This window comes from Vibrio wakamikoensis (assembly GCF_050337275.1).
GTDB classification, from domain to species: Bacteria; Pseudomonadota; Gammaproteobacteria; order Enterobacterales; family Vibrionaceae; genus Vibrio; species Vibrio chaetopteri.
In genome coordinates this window covers 289572-305429 of record NZ_JAKJST010000012.1, presented here as the reverse complement: position 1 = coordinate 305429, position 15858 = coordinate 289572, and the positions used below count along the sequence as shown (strand labels likewise).

Genomic DNA, 15858 nt, shown 5'->3' with positions numbered 1-15858 from the left:
TGCCTGTCATATTCTAAAGATTTCATGTGAGCTTTTGTTACAGCTAACCGAGTGCTTCGTTTATACTGAGGCTATGGAGTTGGCGCTGATCGACCTATTATAAAAACTCGATATCACGGTAACTTGGTCTTTCATTTAGACAAATGAGAGAGATAAGCTCCCGGATAATTAGCGTCAGCAAGTTGTTCTCTTTACCCTGTGAACACTATGAATACATTAGAGAAAGTCCAAAAGAATTTAGAAAACTTCAGCAAATCTGAGCGTAAAGTTGCTGAAGTTATTATGGCGTCCCCCCAAACCGCCATTCATTCCAGCATTGCTACGCTTGCCAAAATGGCAGATGTGAGTGAGCCGACGGTAAACCGTTTTTGTCGCCGACTCGACACAAAAGGTTTCCCAGACTTTAAACTGCATTTAGCACAGAGTCTTGCCAACGGCACACCTTACGTGAACCGCAACGTCGAAGAAGACGATGGTCCGGACGCTTACACCCACAAGATTTTCGAATCTACGATGGCGTGTCTTGATGTTGCGAAGAACAGTTTGGACTCAATGCAAATCAACCGAGCTGTTGATTTGCTGACTCAAGCAAAACGCATCTCTTTCTTCGGCTTAGGTGCCTCTTCGTCTGTCGCTCGTGATGCTCAGAATAAGTTTATTCGCTTCAATATCCCAATCTCGTGCTACGAAGATGTGGTCATGCAACGAATGAGCTGCATCAACTGCTCTGATAATGACGTTATCGTCCTTATCTCGCATACCGGTCGTACTAAGAGCCAAGTAGAAGTCGCTCACCTAGCCCGTGAAAACGGCGCGACCGTTATTGCGATTACCGCAAAGGATTCGCCGCTGGATAAAGCTAGCTCATTGTCTATTACCGTTGATGTACCAGAAGACACCGACGTCTACATGCCAATGGCAAGTCGCGTAGTACAGATGACGATTATTGACGTGCTTGCGACAGGCTTTACTTTACGTCGTGGTAGCGGGTTTAGAGATAACCTGAAGCGAGTCAAAGAAGCGCTTAAAGATTCTCGCTACAACAAAGCACCAAATTACTAGTCACTATCTATTACTAGTGACTATCTATTACTAGTCACTGTCTGCAGATGAGCTCATGCTCCTCTACCGAAACACTCAAAAGGGAGGTCAATTGACCTCCCTTTTTCGTTAATGCCGTTTCTAGCTTACCCAATAGGACTAGTCTGTCTCTACCGGATTATTTCGGTACTCTATATTGGTCGTATCTTCTGAAGACTCAGCATGACCATCACACTGACACTGGCACACTTGATTCAGGATATAGATAAGCCTGTCTTCCGTTAGAGGGATTGGATTACCTTTGATGGCGACAGACTTCATTGCATCTGCAGCCACTTGCTCAAACGAGGTTCCGCACACGCCAAAATCCGAAAGATGCGGCAAGGACAGGCGCTCTAAGATCATGTTGACCCATTGAATGCTATCTTCAATGCTGGCATCGTTTCTACTGGTAAGTAACTGCGCCATGGTTCTATAGCGATTAAGCACATCACTGCGCCCTGCTCGCTTCGCAGCTTTAATATTTTCCATCATGACATGAGGAGCAAGACGAGCAGTAATCACACTGTGCGGTGCAGAAATCTTTCCACCCAATGCCGATGCCAAGCCATGTGCAGCACCGAGTTTTGCGTTAGTAATCGCCATTCCACCTAACATCGCTGCAAAAGACAGATCTGCGCGTGACTTCGGATTATCTTGCTTACAGCCTGGAATAATCGAATAGCTAAGTCTTCGTAGCCCCTCTTCACACACCATATCAGTGAGTGGATTAGGCTCTCCGCAAACATACGCTTCCATTAAATGGGTAAAGGCGTCCATAGCGCCACGGCCAGAGGTGTAGACATCAGTCCCGTAAGTCAGCACAGGATCCACAATGGCTACATCAGGTAACATATCCGGGCTTCGTAAACTGACTTTCACCTTATCTTGACCCGATTTAAGCACGGCATTTTTAGTCACTTCCGCCCCGGTACTCGCTGTCGTAGGAATGGCAATCATAGGAATGGGCTTGGTTTTGAGAGGGACATTGCGTCCAACCACTTCAACGTAATCGTAAACATCTCCTTGGTTAGGAATGATCGCAGCAAGTGCTTTGCCCATATCGAGAACGCTTCCTCCCCCAATGGCAACCACCATGTCAGGTTTAAAACGACGCCCCATAATGGCCGTCTCTTCAACCATAGTAATGTTCGGTTCACCACGAATAGCGACATGCTGATAACGCATGTTTTGATTATGAAGATAATGGATGACTGGCTCAGCACGCTGACGGTCTTGCCCCGTCACGAGAAGTACGCTGTAACCAAATTGATTGATGATAGACAAAGAAGACTGGAGCGCCCCCTCACCAAAGATAATTCGACTCGAAGTCATAAACTGAAACATACCGGATTCCTTTAGGTACACCGTCAACTCACTATTCGAATCATTGCCTATACCGCCAGCAATACGAAAAACAAACCTTAGCGAGTCTTTTCGGTAGAGCAAACATACAAAGCTAACGTCAGCATGCTATGTTCATTGGCGACAGTTTTTGATTTATGCCAAGCAATTAGCGCATGTCACCCGATTAAATACTCAACTTTTGCACAGCATCACACCCTGTTTTCATCCAGCGTCATAGAGATTTGCGCAACTTCTGTGCTGATAGGTTTTACCTATCGCATCAAGAGACAAATGACGCTTTATTTCCTTCTCATCTTGAGGCATAGTGGTTTTCAACAAAATGATGAACCCCTGTTTTTGGTACTGCTGGTTCACGCAAAAAGTTTAGTCTTCAAGGAGAAATTGAATGTTCGTTGTTATTTTTGGTCGCCCTGGTTGTCCTTACTGTGTTCGTGCAAAAGAGCATGCTGAAACGCTAAAAGCTAAACGCGACGATTTTAACTATCGTTACGTTGATATTCATGCAGAAGGCATCTCAAAAGCAGACCTAGAGAAAACGGTTGGTAAGCCAGTAGAAACTGTGCCACAGATTTTCATCGATCAAGACCACATCGGTGGCTGTACTGAATTTGAAGCTTACGCTAAAGCAAACTTGGGTCTATTCGACTAATATGCCCATACAGTCAACTCAAGTATAGTTGACGAAATCATCTTCAAAGCCAGCGCCTTGCGCTGGCTTTCTTTTTTGCGACTCGGAACACCTTTGGTATAAATCAAACAAGACCTATTGGATAACATTATGATTTCTAACTTGTTACCCCCCACAATTGAACTAATGTCAAAACCGAAAAAATTTCACTTATCTTTTTGAAAATTTCCGCTACAATCGCCACACTTTAATCATTCTTTCACACTGTCTGTTTGAGTCGTACTAGTGAACATAGACGTCGTCAACTTGCTTGACCAAAACCCAATTCTCCTGATCTTCGTCGCTCTGGCGATTGGCTTAGCCTTTGGCAAAATTCGCTTTGGCAACCTTCAACTCGGTAACTCTATTGGGGTGCTGATTACCTCCCTTATCATGGGACACCTCGGATTCAGTTTTAACGCTGAAGCGCTGACTATCGGGTTTATGCTGTTCATTTACTGTGTTGGTATTGAGGCCGGTCCAAACTTTTTTGGTATCTTCTTCAGAGATGGCAAACACTACTTGATCTTAAGCTTAACGGTCCTGGTGACCGCGCTCACGGTTACCTACTTCGCCAGCCACTATCTAGGCTTAGATTACGGCTTATCAGCTGGTGTAATGGCAGGGGCATTGACTGCTACACCTGTTCTCGTAGGTGCTCAAGATGCACTGAACTCCGGTTTAGCTACTATCCCACGCGGTATGGATTTCAACCTAGTGATTGAAAACCTCTCGGTCGGTTACGCGATGGCCTATTTGATTGGTCTTATCAGCATGATCATGCTCGCGAAACTGCTGCCAAAGCTTCAAAAGCAAAACCTTCACGACTCAGCGCAGCAAATTGCGCAAGAGCGCGGGCTAGGTGGCAGTGGACAGCGCAAAGTGTACCTGCCGATCATTCGTGCCTACCGCGTTGGTCAGGAGCTGATTGATTGGACAGATGGTAAGAACCTTCGCGAACTGGGTATTTATCGTCAAACTGGTTGCTACATTGAACGTATTCGACGCAACGGTATCCTCGCCCACCCAGATGGTGACGCTATCTTGCAAGAAGGTGATGAAATTGCATTAGTCGGCTTCCCGGACAGTCACGCACGTTTGGATCCAAGCTTTCGTAACGGCAAAGAAGTATTCGACCGCAACTTGCTTGACCTACGTATTGTTGAAGAAGAGATCGTAGTAAAAAGTGACAACATTGCAGGTAAGAGCCTCTCTAGCCTGAATTTGTCAGAGTATGGCTGTTTCTTGAATCGCGTTGTTCGCGCTCAAATTGAAATGCCTATGGACGCTAACATCGTGCTGGCTAAAGGGGATATCCTACAGGTTAGTGGTGAAAAGAGCCGTGTGCATGGCTTAGCAGAGAAAATTGGTTTTATCTCGATCCATAGCCAAATGGCCGATCTGTTGGCGTTTTGTAGCTTCTTTATCCTTGGCATTATGTTTGGCCTAATCACCATGAGTTTTGGCCAAGTATCCTTTGGATTAGGTAATGCTGTTGGCCTACTTTTGTCTGGTATTACCCTAGGCTTTTTGCGTGCCAACCACCCTACTTTCGGCTATGTACCGCAAGGGGCACTGAACATGGTGAAAGATCTCGGTCTTATGTTCTTTATGGTGGGTATCGGATTAAGCGCTGGTGGCAAAATGTTTGAGCACCTAACGCAAGTCGGCCCTCAGGTTATTCTGATTGCTTTTTTAGTCAGTGTACTACCCGTTGTACTCGCCTACTTGGTTGGTAACTATGTGCTTAAGATGAACCGCGCGCTGCTTATTGGTGCCATTGTGGGCGCGAGAACGTGTGCACCAGCAATGGATGTTGTTAACGAGCACGCTCGCTCGACAATTCCTGCTTTGGGTTATGCTGGTACTTATGCAATAGCCAACATCCTGATGACTCTAGCGGGTACTATCCTCATCATTCTTTCCTGATGTTTACTGGCACCTAGACAACGGTTCATTGCAAACAACTGTTCACTAGATACTATAAGGGGCGCATCATGCGCCCCTTATTCATTTTAGTTCAATCGCTTTCGATTATAGGTCGATAACGTCAAACTCTACGAGTGTTGAAACGTCAGCTTCGTAGTCTACGCCTTCAATACCAAAACCGAATAGTTTCAAGAACTCTTCTTTGTACTCAACGTAGTCCGTCAGTTCTTTCAAGTTTTCAGTCGTAATTTGTGGCCATAGTTCAGCACAGTGCTTCTGGATGTCGTCACGAAGTTCCCAGTCATCTAGACGTAGGCGGTTCTTATCGTCAACCTCAGCTGCACTGCCATCTGCTTTGTATAGACGCTGTGAGAACATACGGAAGATCTGTTCCATACAGCCTTCATGAATACCTTCTTCACGCATCTTCTTAAATACCATTGCGATGTACAGTGGCATAACTGGAATTGCTGAGCTTGCTTGAGTTACAACAGACTTAAGTACCGCAACGTTTGCGCTACCGCCAGTTTGAGACAGTTTCGCGTTTAGCTCTGTCGCTGCGCGGTCTAGATCCATTTTCGCTTTACCTAGCGCACCTTCCCAGTAAATTGGCCAAGTTAGCTCGGTACCGATGTACGAGTATGCGACTGTCTTACAACCGTCTGCAAGTACACCAGCGTCAGATAGCGCGTTGACCCAAAGTTCCCAGTCTTCACCACCCATCACAGTAACAGTATCAGCAATTTCTTGCTCTGTTGCTGGCTCAACACTTGCTTCAATGATCTTGTCAGAGTTAGTGTCTACAGCTGTCGATGTGTATGCCTCACCGATAGGCTTTAGAGAAGAACGTACGAGTTCGCCTGTTTCTGGTAGCTTACGAACTGGAGAAGCCAGTGAGTAAACAACCATATCGATTTGGCCTAGATCTTCTTTGATTAGGTCGATAACTTTCTGCTTCGCTTCATGAGAGAAAGCGTCACCGTTTACGCTTTTCGAGTACAAGCCTTCTTCTTTCGCTAGCTTGTCGAAAGCTGCAGAGTTGTAGAAGCCAGCTGTACCAGGCTTTCTTTCTGTCCCTGGTTTTTCGAAAAATACGCCGATTGTTGCTGCACCACCACCGAACGCCGCAGCGATACGAGAAGAAAGGCCGTAACCACTAGAAGAACCAACCACTAGAACGCGCTTTGGAGCGTTTGCAATTGGGCCTTGAGCTTTGGTGTAAGCGATTTGTTCTTTTACGTTAGCTTCACAACCAACTGGGTGTGTAGTAGTACAAATAAATCCACGAATTCTTGGTTTGATGATCATATTCAGTTCCTCAAAAAATCCCTAGTAGGATAAGAGTTTCACTTCCAGTTCGCACCCTATTTCTGTCAATTTCTCTGATTTTGCCAAGTGGTTGGAGCACTTTCATACTCATAGCGCACAAAAAAAGCGCTCTAGAAACTAGAGCGCTTAGACCATTTAGTTCGCGTTAAGTGGCACAGTTCTGATTTATGCCACGCAGTGAACCATTACGCTACGCTGTTCAGCTTGGGCTTATCAACTTTATCCGTTCTCACTTCAGAGAAATCGTGGCTAAAGTGATCAACCTGAATCGCTTTGTAGCGCAGTGCATCAGCAGCAAGGATTTTATCGACCTCTTGCTCTGTTAACACATTCGCTTCAATAGCTTGCTGCAAGCGATCTTTCAGTAGACCTTTTCGAGCAATTTTGCCCTCTTTCACGCCGACAAACAGTTTCTTCTCTAGGTCACGGATGTCGTACATCGCTAGGAACGCGTTTTCCATCAAACCAATCTTGTCGTTTGGCTGCTCACCAATGTAGCAAAGGTGAGTCAAGCGGTCACGATGCGCACCCGGAACCATCATGCTCTTCGCCAATTCAAGCGTTAGATTGTCAGATGGTTTCTCGAAGTGGTTGCCTAGTGGGAACAACAGTCCTTTTAGCGTGACACCTGCCCAACGAGCTGGGAAGTTTTTGTACGCTTCGTTTAGCGACTTAGCCGCGTTGTGGAAACAGTGCTGAACCGCATAATGCACGTAGTCGAGATCCGATGCCTGACGGCCATCATCTTCGTATTTCTTCAGAGCCGCAGAAGCCATAAATAGATACGCTAGACCATCACCTAAACGCGCAGAGATCATTTCTTTACGTTTTAGGTCGCCGCCCAATGTTAGCATCGCGAAGTCTGAACTGACCGCAAGCGCCTTACTTAAACGCGTTAAGTCTTTGTAGTAAACCTTAGTTGGACCGCTCATATGTGCGCCGACAAATTTAGAACCCGTCAGAGCCGCGGCAAAGGCACCAAAGGTATTTTTAGTCGCATGACCAATGTGCTTAAACAGTAACTGATCAAAGTCAGCAGCACCTTGCTTAGCATCTGGATTCGCTGCTGCTTCCATTTCTTGTAGAACGTAAGGGTGACAACGTGTCGCACCTTGACCAAAGATCATCAGGTTACGAGTTAGGATATTCGCACCTTCAACCGTAATCGCGACAGGAATACCAAGGTAGCTCGATGCAAGATAGTTCATAGGGCCATCTTGAATAGCTCGACCGGCATGGATATCCATTGAATCGTTTAGAATCGTACGCGCCATCTCTGTCATGTGATACTTAGCAATCGCTGTCACGATCCCAGGTTTCTCACCCATATCCAGTGATGTTGTTGTTAGCGTTCGTGTTGCCTCAAGCAGGTAAGTAAGACCACCAATGCGACCCATCGCTTCTGCTACGCCTTCAAACTTACCAATCGACATACCAAACTGTTTACGGACATAAGCGTACGCGCCAGTTGTTCTCGTCGTTAGGTGGCCAATTGCTGTACCTAACGCAGGAAGTGAGATACCACGACCAGCAGATAGACATTCAACGAGCATACGCCAGCCGCGCCCTGCGTACTCTTGGCCACCGATCAGCCATTCCATAGGAATGAACACATCTTTGCCGCGTGTTGGACCATTCATAAATGCAAGGTGAAGTGGGTCATGACGCTCACCAATTTCTACACCTTTATGGTCTGCTGGGATAAGTGCACAGGTAATACCAATGTCTTCCTTTTCACCCAGTAACTGATCTGGATCGTGAAGCTTGAATGCCAAGCCCAATACTGTTGCAACCGGTGCAAGGGTAATATAACGTTTGTTCCAGTTTAGACGAATACCGAGCACTTCTTTGCCTTCATGCTCACCGTAACAAACCACACCTTTATCTGGAATACCGCCCGCATCCGAACCCGCTTCCGGCCCTGTTAGAGCGAAACATGGAATGTCTGTACCATCGGCAAGTCTTGGTAGCCAGTAATCTTTTTGCTCTTTTGTACCATAGTGAGACAGCAGCTCACCTGGACCAAGCGAGTTAGGTACCATGACAGATACAGCCGCACTAATACTGCGCGTTGCAATCTTAGTTACGATAGTTGAGTTCGCCAGTGGTGAAAATTCACGGCCGCCAAACTCTTTAGAAATGATCAGAGAGAAGAAACGCTCTTTGCGCAGGTAATCCCAAACCTCTTTAGGTAGGTCGCGATCTTCCTTAACAATCTTGTTATCGTCGAGCATTGCAAGCAACGTTTCTAGCTCGTTGTCCATAAAAGACTGTTCTTCAGCGGTAAGAACTGGCTTTGGATACTGATGCAGCGTTTTGAAATTTGGCTTACCAGAGAAAAGCTCTCCGTCCCACCAAACACTACCCGCTTCCATTGCTTCACGCTCTGTCGCGGACAATGGCGGTAGCACTTTTTTAAACAGTTTAAACGCTGGGTCACTGATCCATTTTCTTCGTAGAGAGCTCATGATACCTATCCTTTTGTTCAGGTGTATTTTTATTATTTCGTTTCTATATACGTTTTGGTTTTAAAGTTTTACTCCGCTGCAACACCGGCTGCGAGGTAAGGAATAATCTGGTCAATAATTGCTTCTGCGCTGACTTCTTTTTCGAATGAGCTCAGCGCAATTTCAGAGAGCGCCCGACTCGACGCCATAGTAAATACGCAGGTGCCAAGCGTAAGGTGCAGACGCCAAAACAGGGTTTCTGCATCTAATTTAGGATTGGCACGCATCACTGAATGAGTGAACATGGCCAATGTTTCTGTGTATCGAGTCGTGATAAACCAGCGTAGGTGACCTTGTACATCGGTATACCCACGGCCTACTAGTGACATAAAGCGGCTCGCACCACCCGGCTTAACATCGTTAAGCGCAAGCAATGGTTCTTTGAGCGACTGGAATACGTCAACCATGTCATAGTCTTCGCGCTCATTAAGTTGGTACAGCGCCGTTTCAACCGCCGGCATAAAGGCTTCCAAGTAACGATTTAGTACCGCGCGAACGAGCGTCTTTTTGTCGCCAAAGTGGTAGTTAACCGATGCTAGATTCACGTTCGCCTTACTGGTGATCGTACGCAGTGATGTGTCGTTGAAGCCGCCGTCTGCAAATAACGCTTCAGCGACGTCCAGAATTTTGTCTTTAGTGGTAAGTCTCGTCGTCATTTCAATCGCCCGTATCAAACATATGTTTGAATATACTCCCGCAACACCAAGATAACAAGTGATTAACATCAAACTTTTCACATACTGGTCGGACATCTTTCTCAAGAGGCTGTTTTAAAGGGGCTTTGAAGTTTTCTTAATTTTTTTGCTTTTTGTGTGAACTAATTTCGATCAGGTGGGTCTATTAAAGTGTAGTCAGCGAAGAATGAGTTTCTGATGCCACTGTTTTTCTCTTTGTTGACTACATGCTGCTTTTTTCTTATTAACTCCTATTTGTATCCGCCCAAACCCTTGTTGGTTTGGGCTTTTTTTTGCTTATCGTTTTTCTAGAGCCATAAAAAAACCCAGCCGAAGCTGGGTTTGTTTTGTTCTCACTGCAATGCCTAAGCACTTAATGCCTGAGTACTTAATACCTAAGTGGCTTAATATTGAATTTTTGGCTCGGGTGCGGCTTCCTTTGGAAGCGATAGGTTCAGTAGGATGTAACCGAGAACCGCAGCGGTTGTTGAGCCCATCAAAATACCCAGTCTTGCATAAGTATCAAACTCTGCGCTCACACCTACAAACGCCAATGACGCGATAAAGATAGACATGGTAAAGCCGATACCACACAACACTGATACTGCAAAGATCTGTTTGAAGTCAACGCCCTCTGGCAGTTTCGCAACACCAAGTTTCACTGCCGCCCAGCTGAAGGTAAAGATACCCAGTGGCTTACCAACTAGAAGACCCATAGCGATGCCCAGCGGTAGCATCGAAGTTAGTCCTGACATTGATACACCCTCTAGCGAGATACCTGCGTTGGCAAATGCAAAGATAGGAAGAATACCAAATGCAACGTATGGGTGAAGAGCATGCTCTAGATGCTTAAGTGGTGAATGTTCACCCGGCTTACCATTAAGCGGGATAGCAAAACCAAGTACCACACCAGCTAGCGTCGCGTGAACACCAGAGGCCAGTACACTTACCCAAAGCACCGCACCAACCGCTAGGTAGGCAGGTATACTAGTCACCTTCTTAGCATTAAGTACGAACAGTATTGCCGTCATTATAAAGCCAAGCGTCAATGCGATAGTGGATAGGTCGCTGCTGTAGAAAAGCGCGATAATAACGATAACGCCCAAGTCATCGATAATAGCAAGCGCCAGTAAGAAGACTTTTAAAGCAACAGGTACACGCTTACCAAGCAGTGCCATGATACCCAAAGCAAAGGCGATATCTGTTGCTGCTGGGATAGCCCAGCCACTCATAGCTTGTGCATCACCCATGTTAAACAAAACATAAATAAGTGCTGGAGCAACCATACCACCGACAGCTGCAATTGCAGGGAAGATGGCTGTCTCTTTTGACTTTAGAGCGCCTTCAAGTAACTCGCGCTTAACTTCCAAGCCAATTAAGAAGAAGAAGATTGCCATCAAACCATCGTTGATCCAGTGTGAAATTGATAGACCGAAAACGTAGGTATGAAGCACGCCTTGATACATTTCATTGAGAGGAGAGTTGGCGATAACCATCGCAATTGCCGCAGCAATAACTAGGATGATGCCCCCTGCAGATTCCATCTTAAAAAAGTTACGAATGACGTCATTCATAATGTAAAGCCCTTAATATTTATTCACATTGTTTGAATGTTAAAAATTGTATATCTAGTTAAATACCATAAAAAATCGATTCTACGGATGTTAAATGTAGGAATAACCGAATAATACTCTTACAAGATTCGAGATATGTATACCAATTCAGCACCATTAGTAACAGTATAGAGCAAAGATTGGCGCGATGAATGAATGACTTAGCTTAGTCTACTCAACGTCAATATCATTCTAGAACAACAATATGACACGATAGCGTAACAAGAAGTGTCAGATGTAACTGAGTAACGCACAAAAAAAGCGGCTTAGTAGCCGCTTAATTGCATGAATCCTTGAGCTTGGTGGGAGCCATTTGCCATGATAGCCCCTTGCCATTGGGGCACAACGAAGTTGACCCAGTTATCACGCTTACGCGCTTTAATGACAACATCTATATCATGGCTAGGTACTCGCAATCGCCAGCTAAGTGGGACGCGCCGTCCTGAGTCAAATTCGGTATAGCTAACGGCTCGAATAGTAATATCGTCTGTAGGAATATTCTTGACGTTGCCTTGGCGATCCAATATCGCAGCGCTAGTGTAAGGCATATTATCTTTGTATCGATAACGACTTACTAGTAATGCTTCATCATCGCTAAGCCAAAGAATAAAGTTATCTTCGCCAACATAGCTCGCACCAACTAACTCACTGCCCCACTCTTTGCTGAGCCAAGCTCGGCCTTTAGCCGTCAGTACCTTTCCATTCGCGAGCACCAGAGTTCCGACGGTTTTCACAAATGGAGCCTCAATGGCATAAGACGCGCGCGGCAGTAAGTCATGCTTCTTGTGGTAACCATTTTCACCAATCAGAGCATAATGACCGGCCGCCATAAGCTGTAGATTCACCGCAAATTGCTCGGTCGCCAATTTTAAATTACCCGGCAGTGGCTCACTCGATAAAGAGCGCCAAGACCAATCATCAATCCACACTCGAAACGGGCGACTTAACCCACCCGCTTGGCCGATACCGCCACGAGCTATGCGCTGGTCCGTAAACATGCCGAGATGGCTATTAAGCACCACGTTAGCAATATAGATTTGTGGATCCTGCCATCCAGTAGCAACGCGATCGTCACTGGCATAACGGAAGAATCGAACTCGCAACCAATAGGTTTGCCCTGCTTCATCTTCTAATTGAGCGACAAACTGCCACCACTCGTGCTGAAACTCTGGATGAAAACGAAAATCTTGCGGTAGCTTGATCTCTCTATCTGGCAAAACCGGCTCAAATACCTTTTTGCCTGGGGAACCAAACACCGCATTAATTTGACTTGTTTTGGTGACGGTAATTGCATCGTGTACCGGTTTAGTCGCCCAGATAACCGTTCCTGCGACCACAACAATCAGCAAACAAGAGAAAATGAGTTTCTGCATTCGATTCATTTATAGCGCATCCCTGAGTGAATGAATCGGCGAATTGCGAATAAGCTTCAATACAGGAAGCGCACCCGCGATGACCAATGCTACCAACGACCATAAACACGTTCCTAGGTATTGCCAAGGAACGATTTGAAGCTCAAGTGACCAACCAAAGGACTGCTTAATCACAATATCGACAATGAGCTGCGCTAACGCCACACCCAACGGCATTGCGATCGCGGCGGAGATCAAGCCAAACACCAATAGCTGTAGACCACCAATCATCACCAACTCTCTACCTGAAACACCAAGACAACGCAGCAATGAAGTATGTCGCTGACGAGTAATTTCCCCGGCAATAGTCGCAAAGAAGATACCAAACACGGCAATGACCAATGTGATGTTGCCAAGCGTATCGGCAATAGCAAAGGTGCGATCAAACGTGGTCATCGCTTTATTGTGAATAGAGGTATTATCATAAATACGCTCACTGCTTAGCCTAAAGCGTGACTGAAGCCTCTGTTCGACAAACAGTGATTGTGTCTTATCTTTTAACACCGCGCCCAAGGCGACATCACCAGAGCCGGCCAAATTCGCAAGCCAACGGTTTTCCGACAACAAGACCTGATGATATGGGTTGCCGTAGTCATAATAGACGCCAACAATATGCCAATTGCCGCCTAACGGCGCGCCCAAGTCGACATAGTCTCCCGGGCGTAAATCGCGTTTCAGCGCCATAGACTCACTGATCATAATGCTGCGAGAATGGTGAAGATGATACCAATAGTTAGGAACCGCGATTTTCACCGTCAATGCATCCATCTCGCCGACCGAATTACCGGTACTCACAACTTGCATCAAACCAGATTCGGTTGGGATTTCTTCTTCCCAGCGCCACCATACGCGTTCGACTTCTGGTTGCTCTTCCAACCAGCGGCTCATACGATTCGCACTGTTATTGGTCGGATACACATAAATATCCGCCGCTAATCTCTGAGTTAGCCAACGATCCGTGGTATCACGGAAACTGCCAACCATGGTTTCAACACCCATGTTCGCCGCCATTGCCAACATGAACGCCATGTTCGCCACACCGCGATAGCTCATACTCGCCGCTGCATCAGCAAAGAACCAGCGCAGTTTGACCCAGCGAAGTGAGTAGGAGAACAGGGTAAAAATCTTCCAAGTAATAAAGGGGGTAATCAATGCCACGCTAAGTAACATGAGTACGATAATAGCGTAACCTGAGTTTTGAGACTTCGGAGCCTGATAAATCGCGACTGCCGCCACACACAGGCCACAAGCTAAAAATGCCTGCCAAGTAAACTCTGCACCTGTAAAGCGCATTAAAGAAAGTCGCGCAGATAAACGGACTGGCTGCGTCTTCAACAAGCGGAACAAAGGCCAGCCACAAGAAATCACCGCGCCCGACATCGCAAGCACAAAGCTGTACAAGCTCCATTGCCAGCTCCACTCGATACTCAAGCCAATATTGGCGTCATAAAGATCACTCAAGCTTTGCGAAACGGCAGGGATAAGTTGGTTTGCTAACACAAGACCAAACACGTTGCCACATAGCCAGCTTAGGAAGACCAATACCGCGAGCTCCATACAGAGCGCTTGCGCCAATTGCCAACCAGACACTCCGACTTGTCGCAGGCTACCAACAAGCGGTTGACGCTGAGCCAATGACAGTGACATTGCCTGATAAAAGATAAACAGCCCAACCACGAACGACAGCATACTCATCGCTGACAAGTTAGTGTGAAAAGCGGCGGTCAGAGATTCCAGCTCAGATTGAGAACTGCGTGACAGTGTCATCCCATTTGGGATCATTTTGCGAAGTCGTTCTAGTTGACCAGAACTCATTTCACCGCAAGCAATGACAGACAAACCCGCAGAACGTTTAAGCGCACGAACCAAGGACATATCCGCGACAATCTGCATGCCTTTAATGCCGACTTTTCGATCCACTTTCACAGGCCCAAGCACTAAGCCATTGTCTAAAGTAATCGAGTCGCCATTTTTCCAACCCTTTAGTTCAGACAGATCATGGCTAACAAGAATCGTGGTGGGCACCTTAATCAAATCTTGTGATTCAATGTCACTGATAGTGACCTTGTTCTTCAATTGCAGGAGAGAAATAGGATCGGCGCCCACTAAGTTCAGCTCTAAGCCATCTTTAGTGGTCACTTTCTGGATATCAAACGGAACGCATTGCTTGAAGCCATCACGGCGCAATTGAATATAGAAACCTTGCGGGATTTTGGTTTCCGCGTGTTTAGGACGAATGCGATAAGGAACCGGATTGGCAAACAGTCGCTCGCCACTGGCATAGGCTTGCTGAGCATGATGGTTGATTGCGGTAACACCAACAAGCAGTGATACACCCAGTGTTAGACCAAGCCAAACGAGAAGAATTTGTAGAGGATGGCGACGATAATGTCCCAGTAGCGCCTTAACTACGGGCCATAACATGCAATTGCCCTCCTTGAAGGCGAATTGAGCCATCTAGATGCGACGCCACTTTTTCACTGTGAGTCACGACCAGCAAGGTACATTCCAAGTGTCGAGTGAGAGACGTCAACAAGCGCATGACCGCCTCAGCGTTTCGCTCGTCCAAACTTCCGGTTGGCTCATCCGCAAGCAAGATTTTCGGCTCCATATACAACGCTCTAGCGATAGCCGCACGTTGCTGCTGACCACCGGAAATTTCTTCTGGATAACGTCCTAATAACGCCATTAAATCGAGTGCGGAAAGAATTTGACGCCACAACCCACGATCTTCAGGTAAGCCTTTAATTTGGCGGCAGAAGCGAATATTGTCGGCGATGTTTAGCGTTGGCAGCAAATTAAATTGCTGGAAGATATGACCAATATTGTTGCGGCGATAAGCAGTGCGCTTATTCTCTTTCGCTTCATGCATAGCAAAGTCAGGGTACCAAATTTCACCAGAATCTACTTTATCGATCCCTGCGATTAAATTCAGTAAGGTACTCTTTCCAGAGCCACTTTCACCCATTAATGCCAGTTGTTCACCTTGTGCCAGTGTTAACTCTGCACTTTGCAGTACAGGATGGAATTCACCACCGTCAATGTAGCCCTTGCTAAGGTCAGACAACTTAAGCATTGAAACTCTTTACGCAAACGAAAATTTGGACACTGAATCTACACTAAAATCGACCTACAAGGAAGGAAAAACCCCTAGATCACCCGACTATTCTGCGAGTTCGCTATTCTTATAAAATATGCTGTCGCTCAATAATAAAAGAGCACTTCAATAATTTGCTTTTCCGCCAATGAAAAATCAGCGACTATGCAGAATAGCTTTTC

At 46.1% G+C, this 15858-nt stretch carries 11 protein-coding genes; 3 read left to right on the top strand and 8 right to left on the bottom strand.

Features of this window, described 5'->3' with window-relative positions:
- The first annotated feature begins 207 nt into the window (after positions 1 to 207).
- A complete protein-coding gene (locus L4C42_RS02100; RefSeq protein WP_418641467.1) occupies positions 208 to 1062 on the top strand; it encodes a MurR/RpiR family transcriptional regulator in 855 nt (284 codons plus the stop codon).
- 138 nt (positions 1063 to 1200) lie between these two features.
- Here the strand turns inward: L4C42_RS02100 and L4C42_RS02095 are convergent, their stop codons facing one another.
- A complete protein-coding gene (locus L4C42_RS02095) occupies positions 1201 to 2427 on the bottom strand; it encodes an iron-containing alcohol dehydrogenase (protein ID WP_429759121.1) in 1227 nt (408 codons plus the stop codon).
- Positions 2428 to 2833: 406 nt separating this feature from the next.
- On the opposite strand from L4C42_RS02095, the gene L4C42_RS02090 reads away from it, so the two are divergent.
- Both L4C42_RS02090 and L4C42_RS02085 read left to right on the top strand, forming a co-directional pair.
- On the top strand, positions 2834 to 3097 hold the full coding sequence (locus tag L4C42_RS02090) for a GrxA family glutaredoxin (protein ID WP_353498588.1): 264 nt from the start codon (positions 2834 to 2836) through the stop codon (positions 3095 to 3097).
- A 264-nt stretch (positions 3098 to 3361) separates the two neighbouring features.
- Entirely contained in the window at positions 3362 to 5044 is a 1683-nt protein-coding gene (locus tag L4C42_RS02085) for an aspartate:alanine antiporter (RefSeq protein ID WP_353498587.1), read from the top strand.
- A 105-nt stretch (positions 5045 to 5149) separates the two neighbouring features.
- Here L4C42_RS02085 and fabV read toward each other — a convergent pair whose 3' ends face one another.
- The 7 genes from fabV to L4C42_RS02050 form a co-directional block, all read right to left on the bottom strand.
- Positions 5150 to 6352, bottom strand: coding sequence for an enoyl-ACP reductase FabV (fabV, locus tag L4C42_RS02080; RefSeq protein ID WP_353498586.1), 1203 nt, complete (start codon positions 6350 to 6352; stop codon positions 5150 to 5152).
- A 206-nt stretch (positions 6353 to 6558) separates the two neighbouring features.
- Entirely contained in the window at positions 6559 to 8841 is a 2283-nt protein-coding gene (locus tag L4C42_RS02075; RefSeq protein WP_353498585.1) for an acyl-CoA dehydrogenase, read from the bottom strand.
- A gap of 68 nt (positions 8842 to 8909) precedes the next feature.
- Positions 8910 to 9536, bottom strand: coding sequence for a TetR family transcriptional repressor PsrA (psrA, locus tag L4C42_RS02070; protein ID WP_353498584.1), 627 nt, complete (start codon positions 9534 to 9536; stop codon positions 8910 to 8912).
- A gap of 422 nt (positions 9537 to 9958) precedes the next feature.
- On the bottom strand, positions 9959 to 11128 hold the full coding sequence (gene nhaA / locus L4C42_RS02065; protein WP_353498583.1) for a Na+/H+ antiporter NhaA: 1170 nt from the start codon (positions 11126 to 11128) through the stop codon (positions 9959 to 9961).
- Positions 11129 to 11433: 305 nt separating this feature from the next.
- Positions 11434 to 12549, bottom strand: a complete 1116-nt coding sequence (locus L4C42_RS02060; protein WP_429759117.1) for a lipocalin-like domain-containing protein — start codon at positions 12547 to 12549, stop codon at positions 11434 to 11436.
- Positions 12550 to 15003, bottom strand: a complete 2454-nt coding sequence (locus L4C42_RS02055) for an ABC transporter permease (RefSeq protein WP_429759115.1) — start codon at positions 15001 to 15003, stop codon at positions 12550 to 12552.
- Positions 14984 to 15655: an ABC transporter ATP-binding protein gene (locus L4C42_RS02050; RefSeq protein WP_353498580.1), complete on the bottom strand. Its 672-nt coding sequence runs from the start codon at positions 15653 to 15655 to the stop codon at positions 14984 to 14986. Before L4C42_RS02050 ends, L4C42_RS02055 begins: the two co-directional genes overlap by 20 nt.
- Positions 15656 to 15858: the final 203 nt, after the last annotated feature.

What these genes read in the sequence shown, in the direction of transcription:
- L4C42_RS02100 (WP_418641467.1), top strand. Translation starts at nt 208, where the DNA reads ATGAATACATTAGAGAAAGTCCAAAAGAATTTAGAAAACTTCAGCAAA.
- L4C42_RS02095 (WP_429759121.1), bottom strand. Translation starts at nt 2,427, where the DNA reads ATGTTTCAGTTTATGACTTCGAGTCGAATTATCTTTGGTGAGGGGGCG.
- L4C42_RS02090 (WP_353498588.1), top strand. Translation starts at nt 2,834, where the DNA reads ATGTTCGTTGTTATTTTTGGTCGCCCTGGTTGTCCTTACTGTGTTCGT.
- fabV (WP_353498586.1), bottom strand. Translation starts at nt 6,352, where the DNA reads ATGATCATCAAACCAAGAATTCGTGGATTTATTTGTACTACTACACAC.
- L4C42_RS02075 (WP_353498585.1), bottom strand. Translation starts at nt 8,841, where the DNA reads ATGAGCTCTCTACGAAGAAAATGGATCAGTGACCCAGCGTTTAAACTG.
- psrA (WP_353498584.1), bottom strand. Translation starts at nt 9,536, where the DNA reads ATGACGACGAGACTTACCACTAAAGACAAAATTCTGGACGTCGCTGAA.
- nhaA (WP_353498583.1), bottom strand. Translation starts at nt 11,128, where the DNA reads ATGAATGACGTCATTCGTAACTTTTTTAAGATGGAATCTGCAGGGGGC.
- L4C42_RS02060 (WP_429759117.1), bottom strand. Translation starts at nt 12,549, where the DNA reads ATGAATCGAATGCAGAAACTCATTTTCTCTTGTTTGCTGATTGTTGTG.
- L4C42_RS02055 (WP_429759115.1), bottom strand. Translation starts at nt 15,003, where the DNA reads ATGTTATGGCCCGTAGTTAAGGCGCTACTGGGACATTATCGTCGCCAT.
- L4C42_RS02050 (WP_353498580.1), bottom strand. Translation starts at nt 15,655, where the DNA reads ATGCTTAAGTTGTCTGACCTTAGCAAGGGCTACATTGACGGTGGTGAA.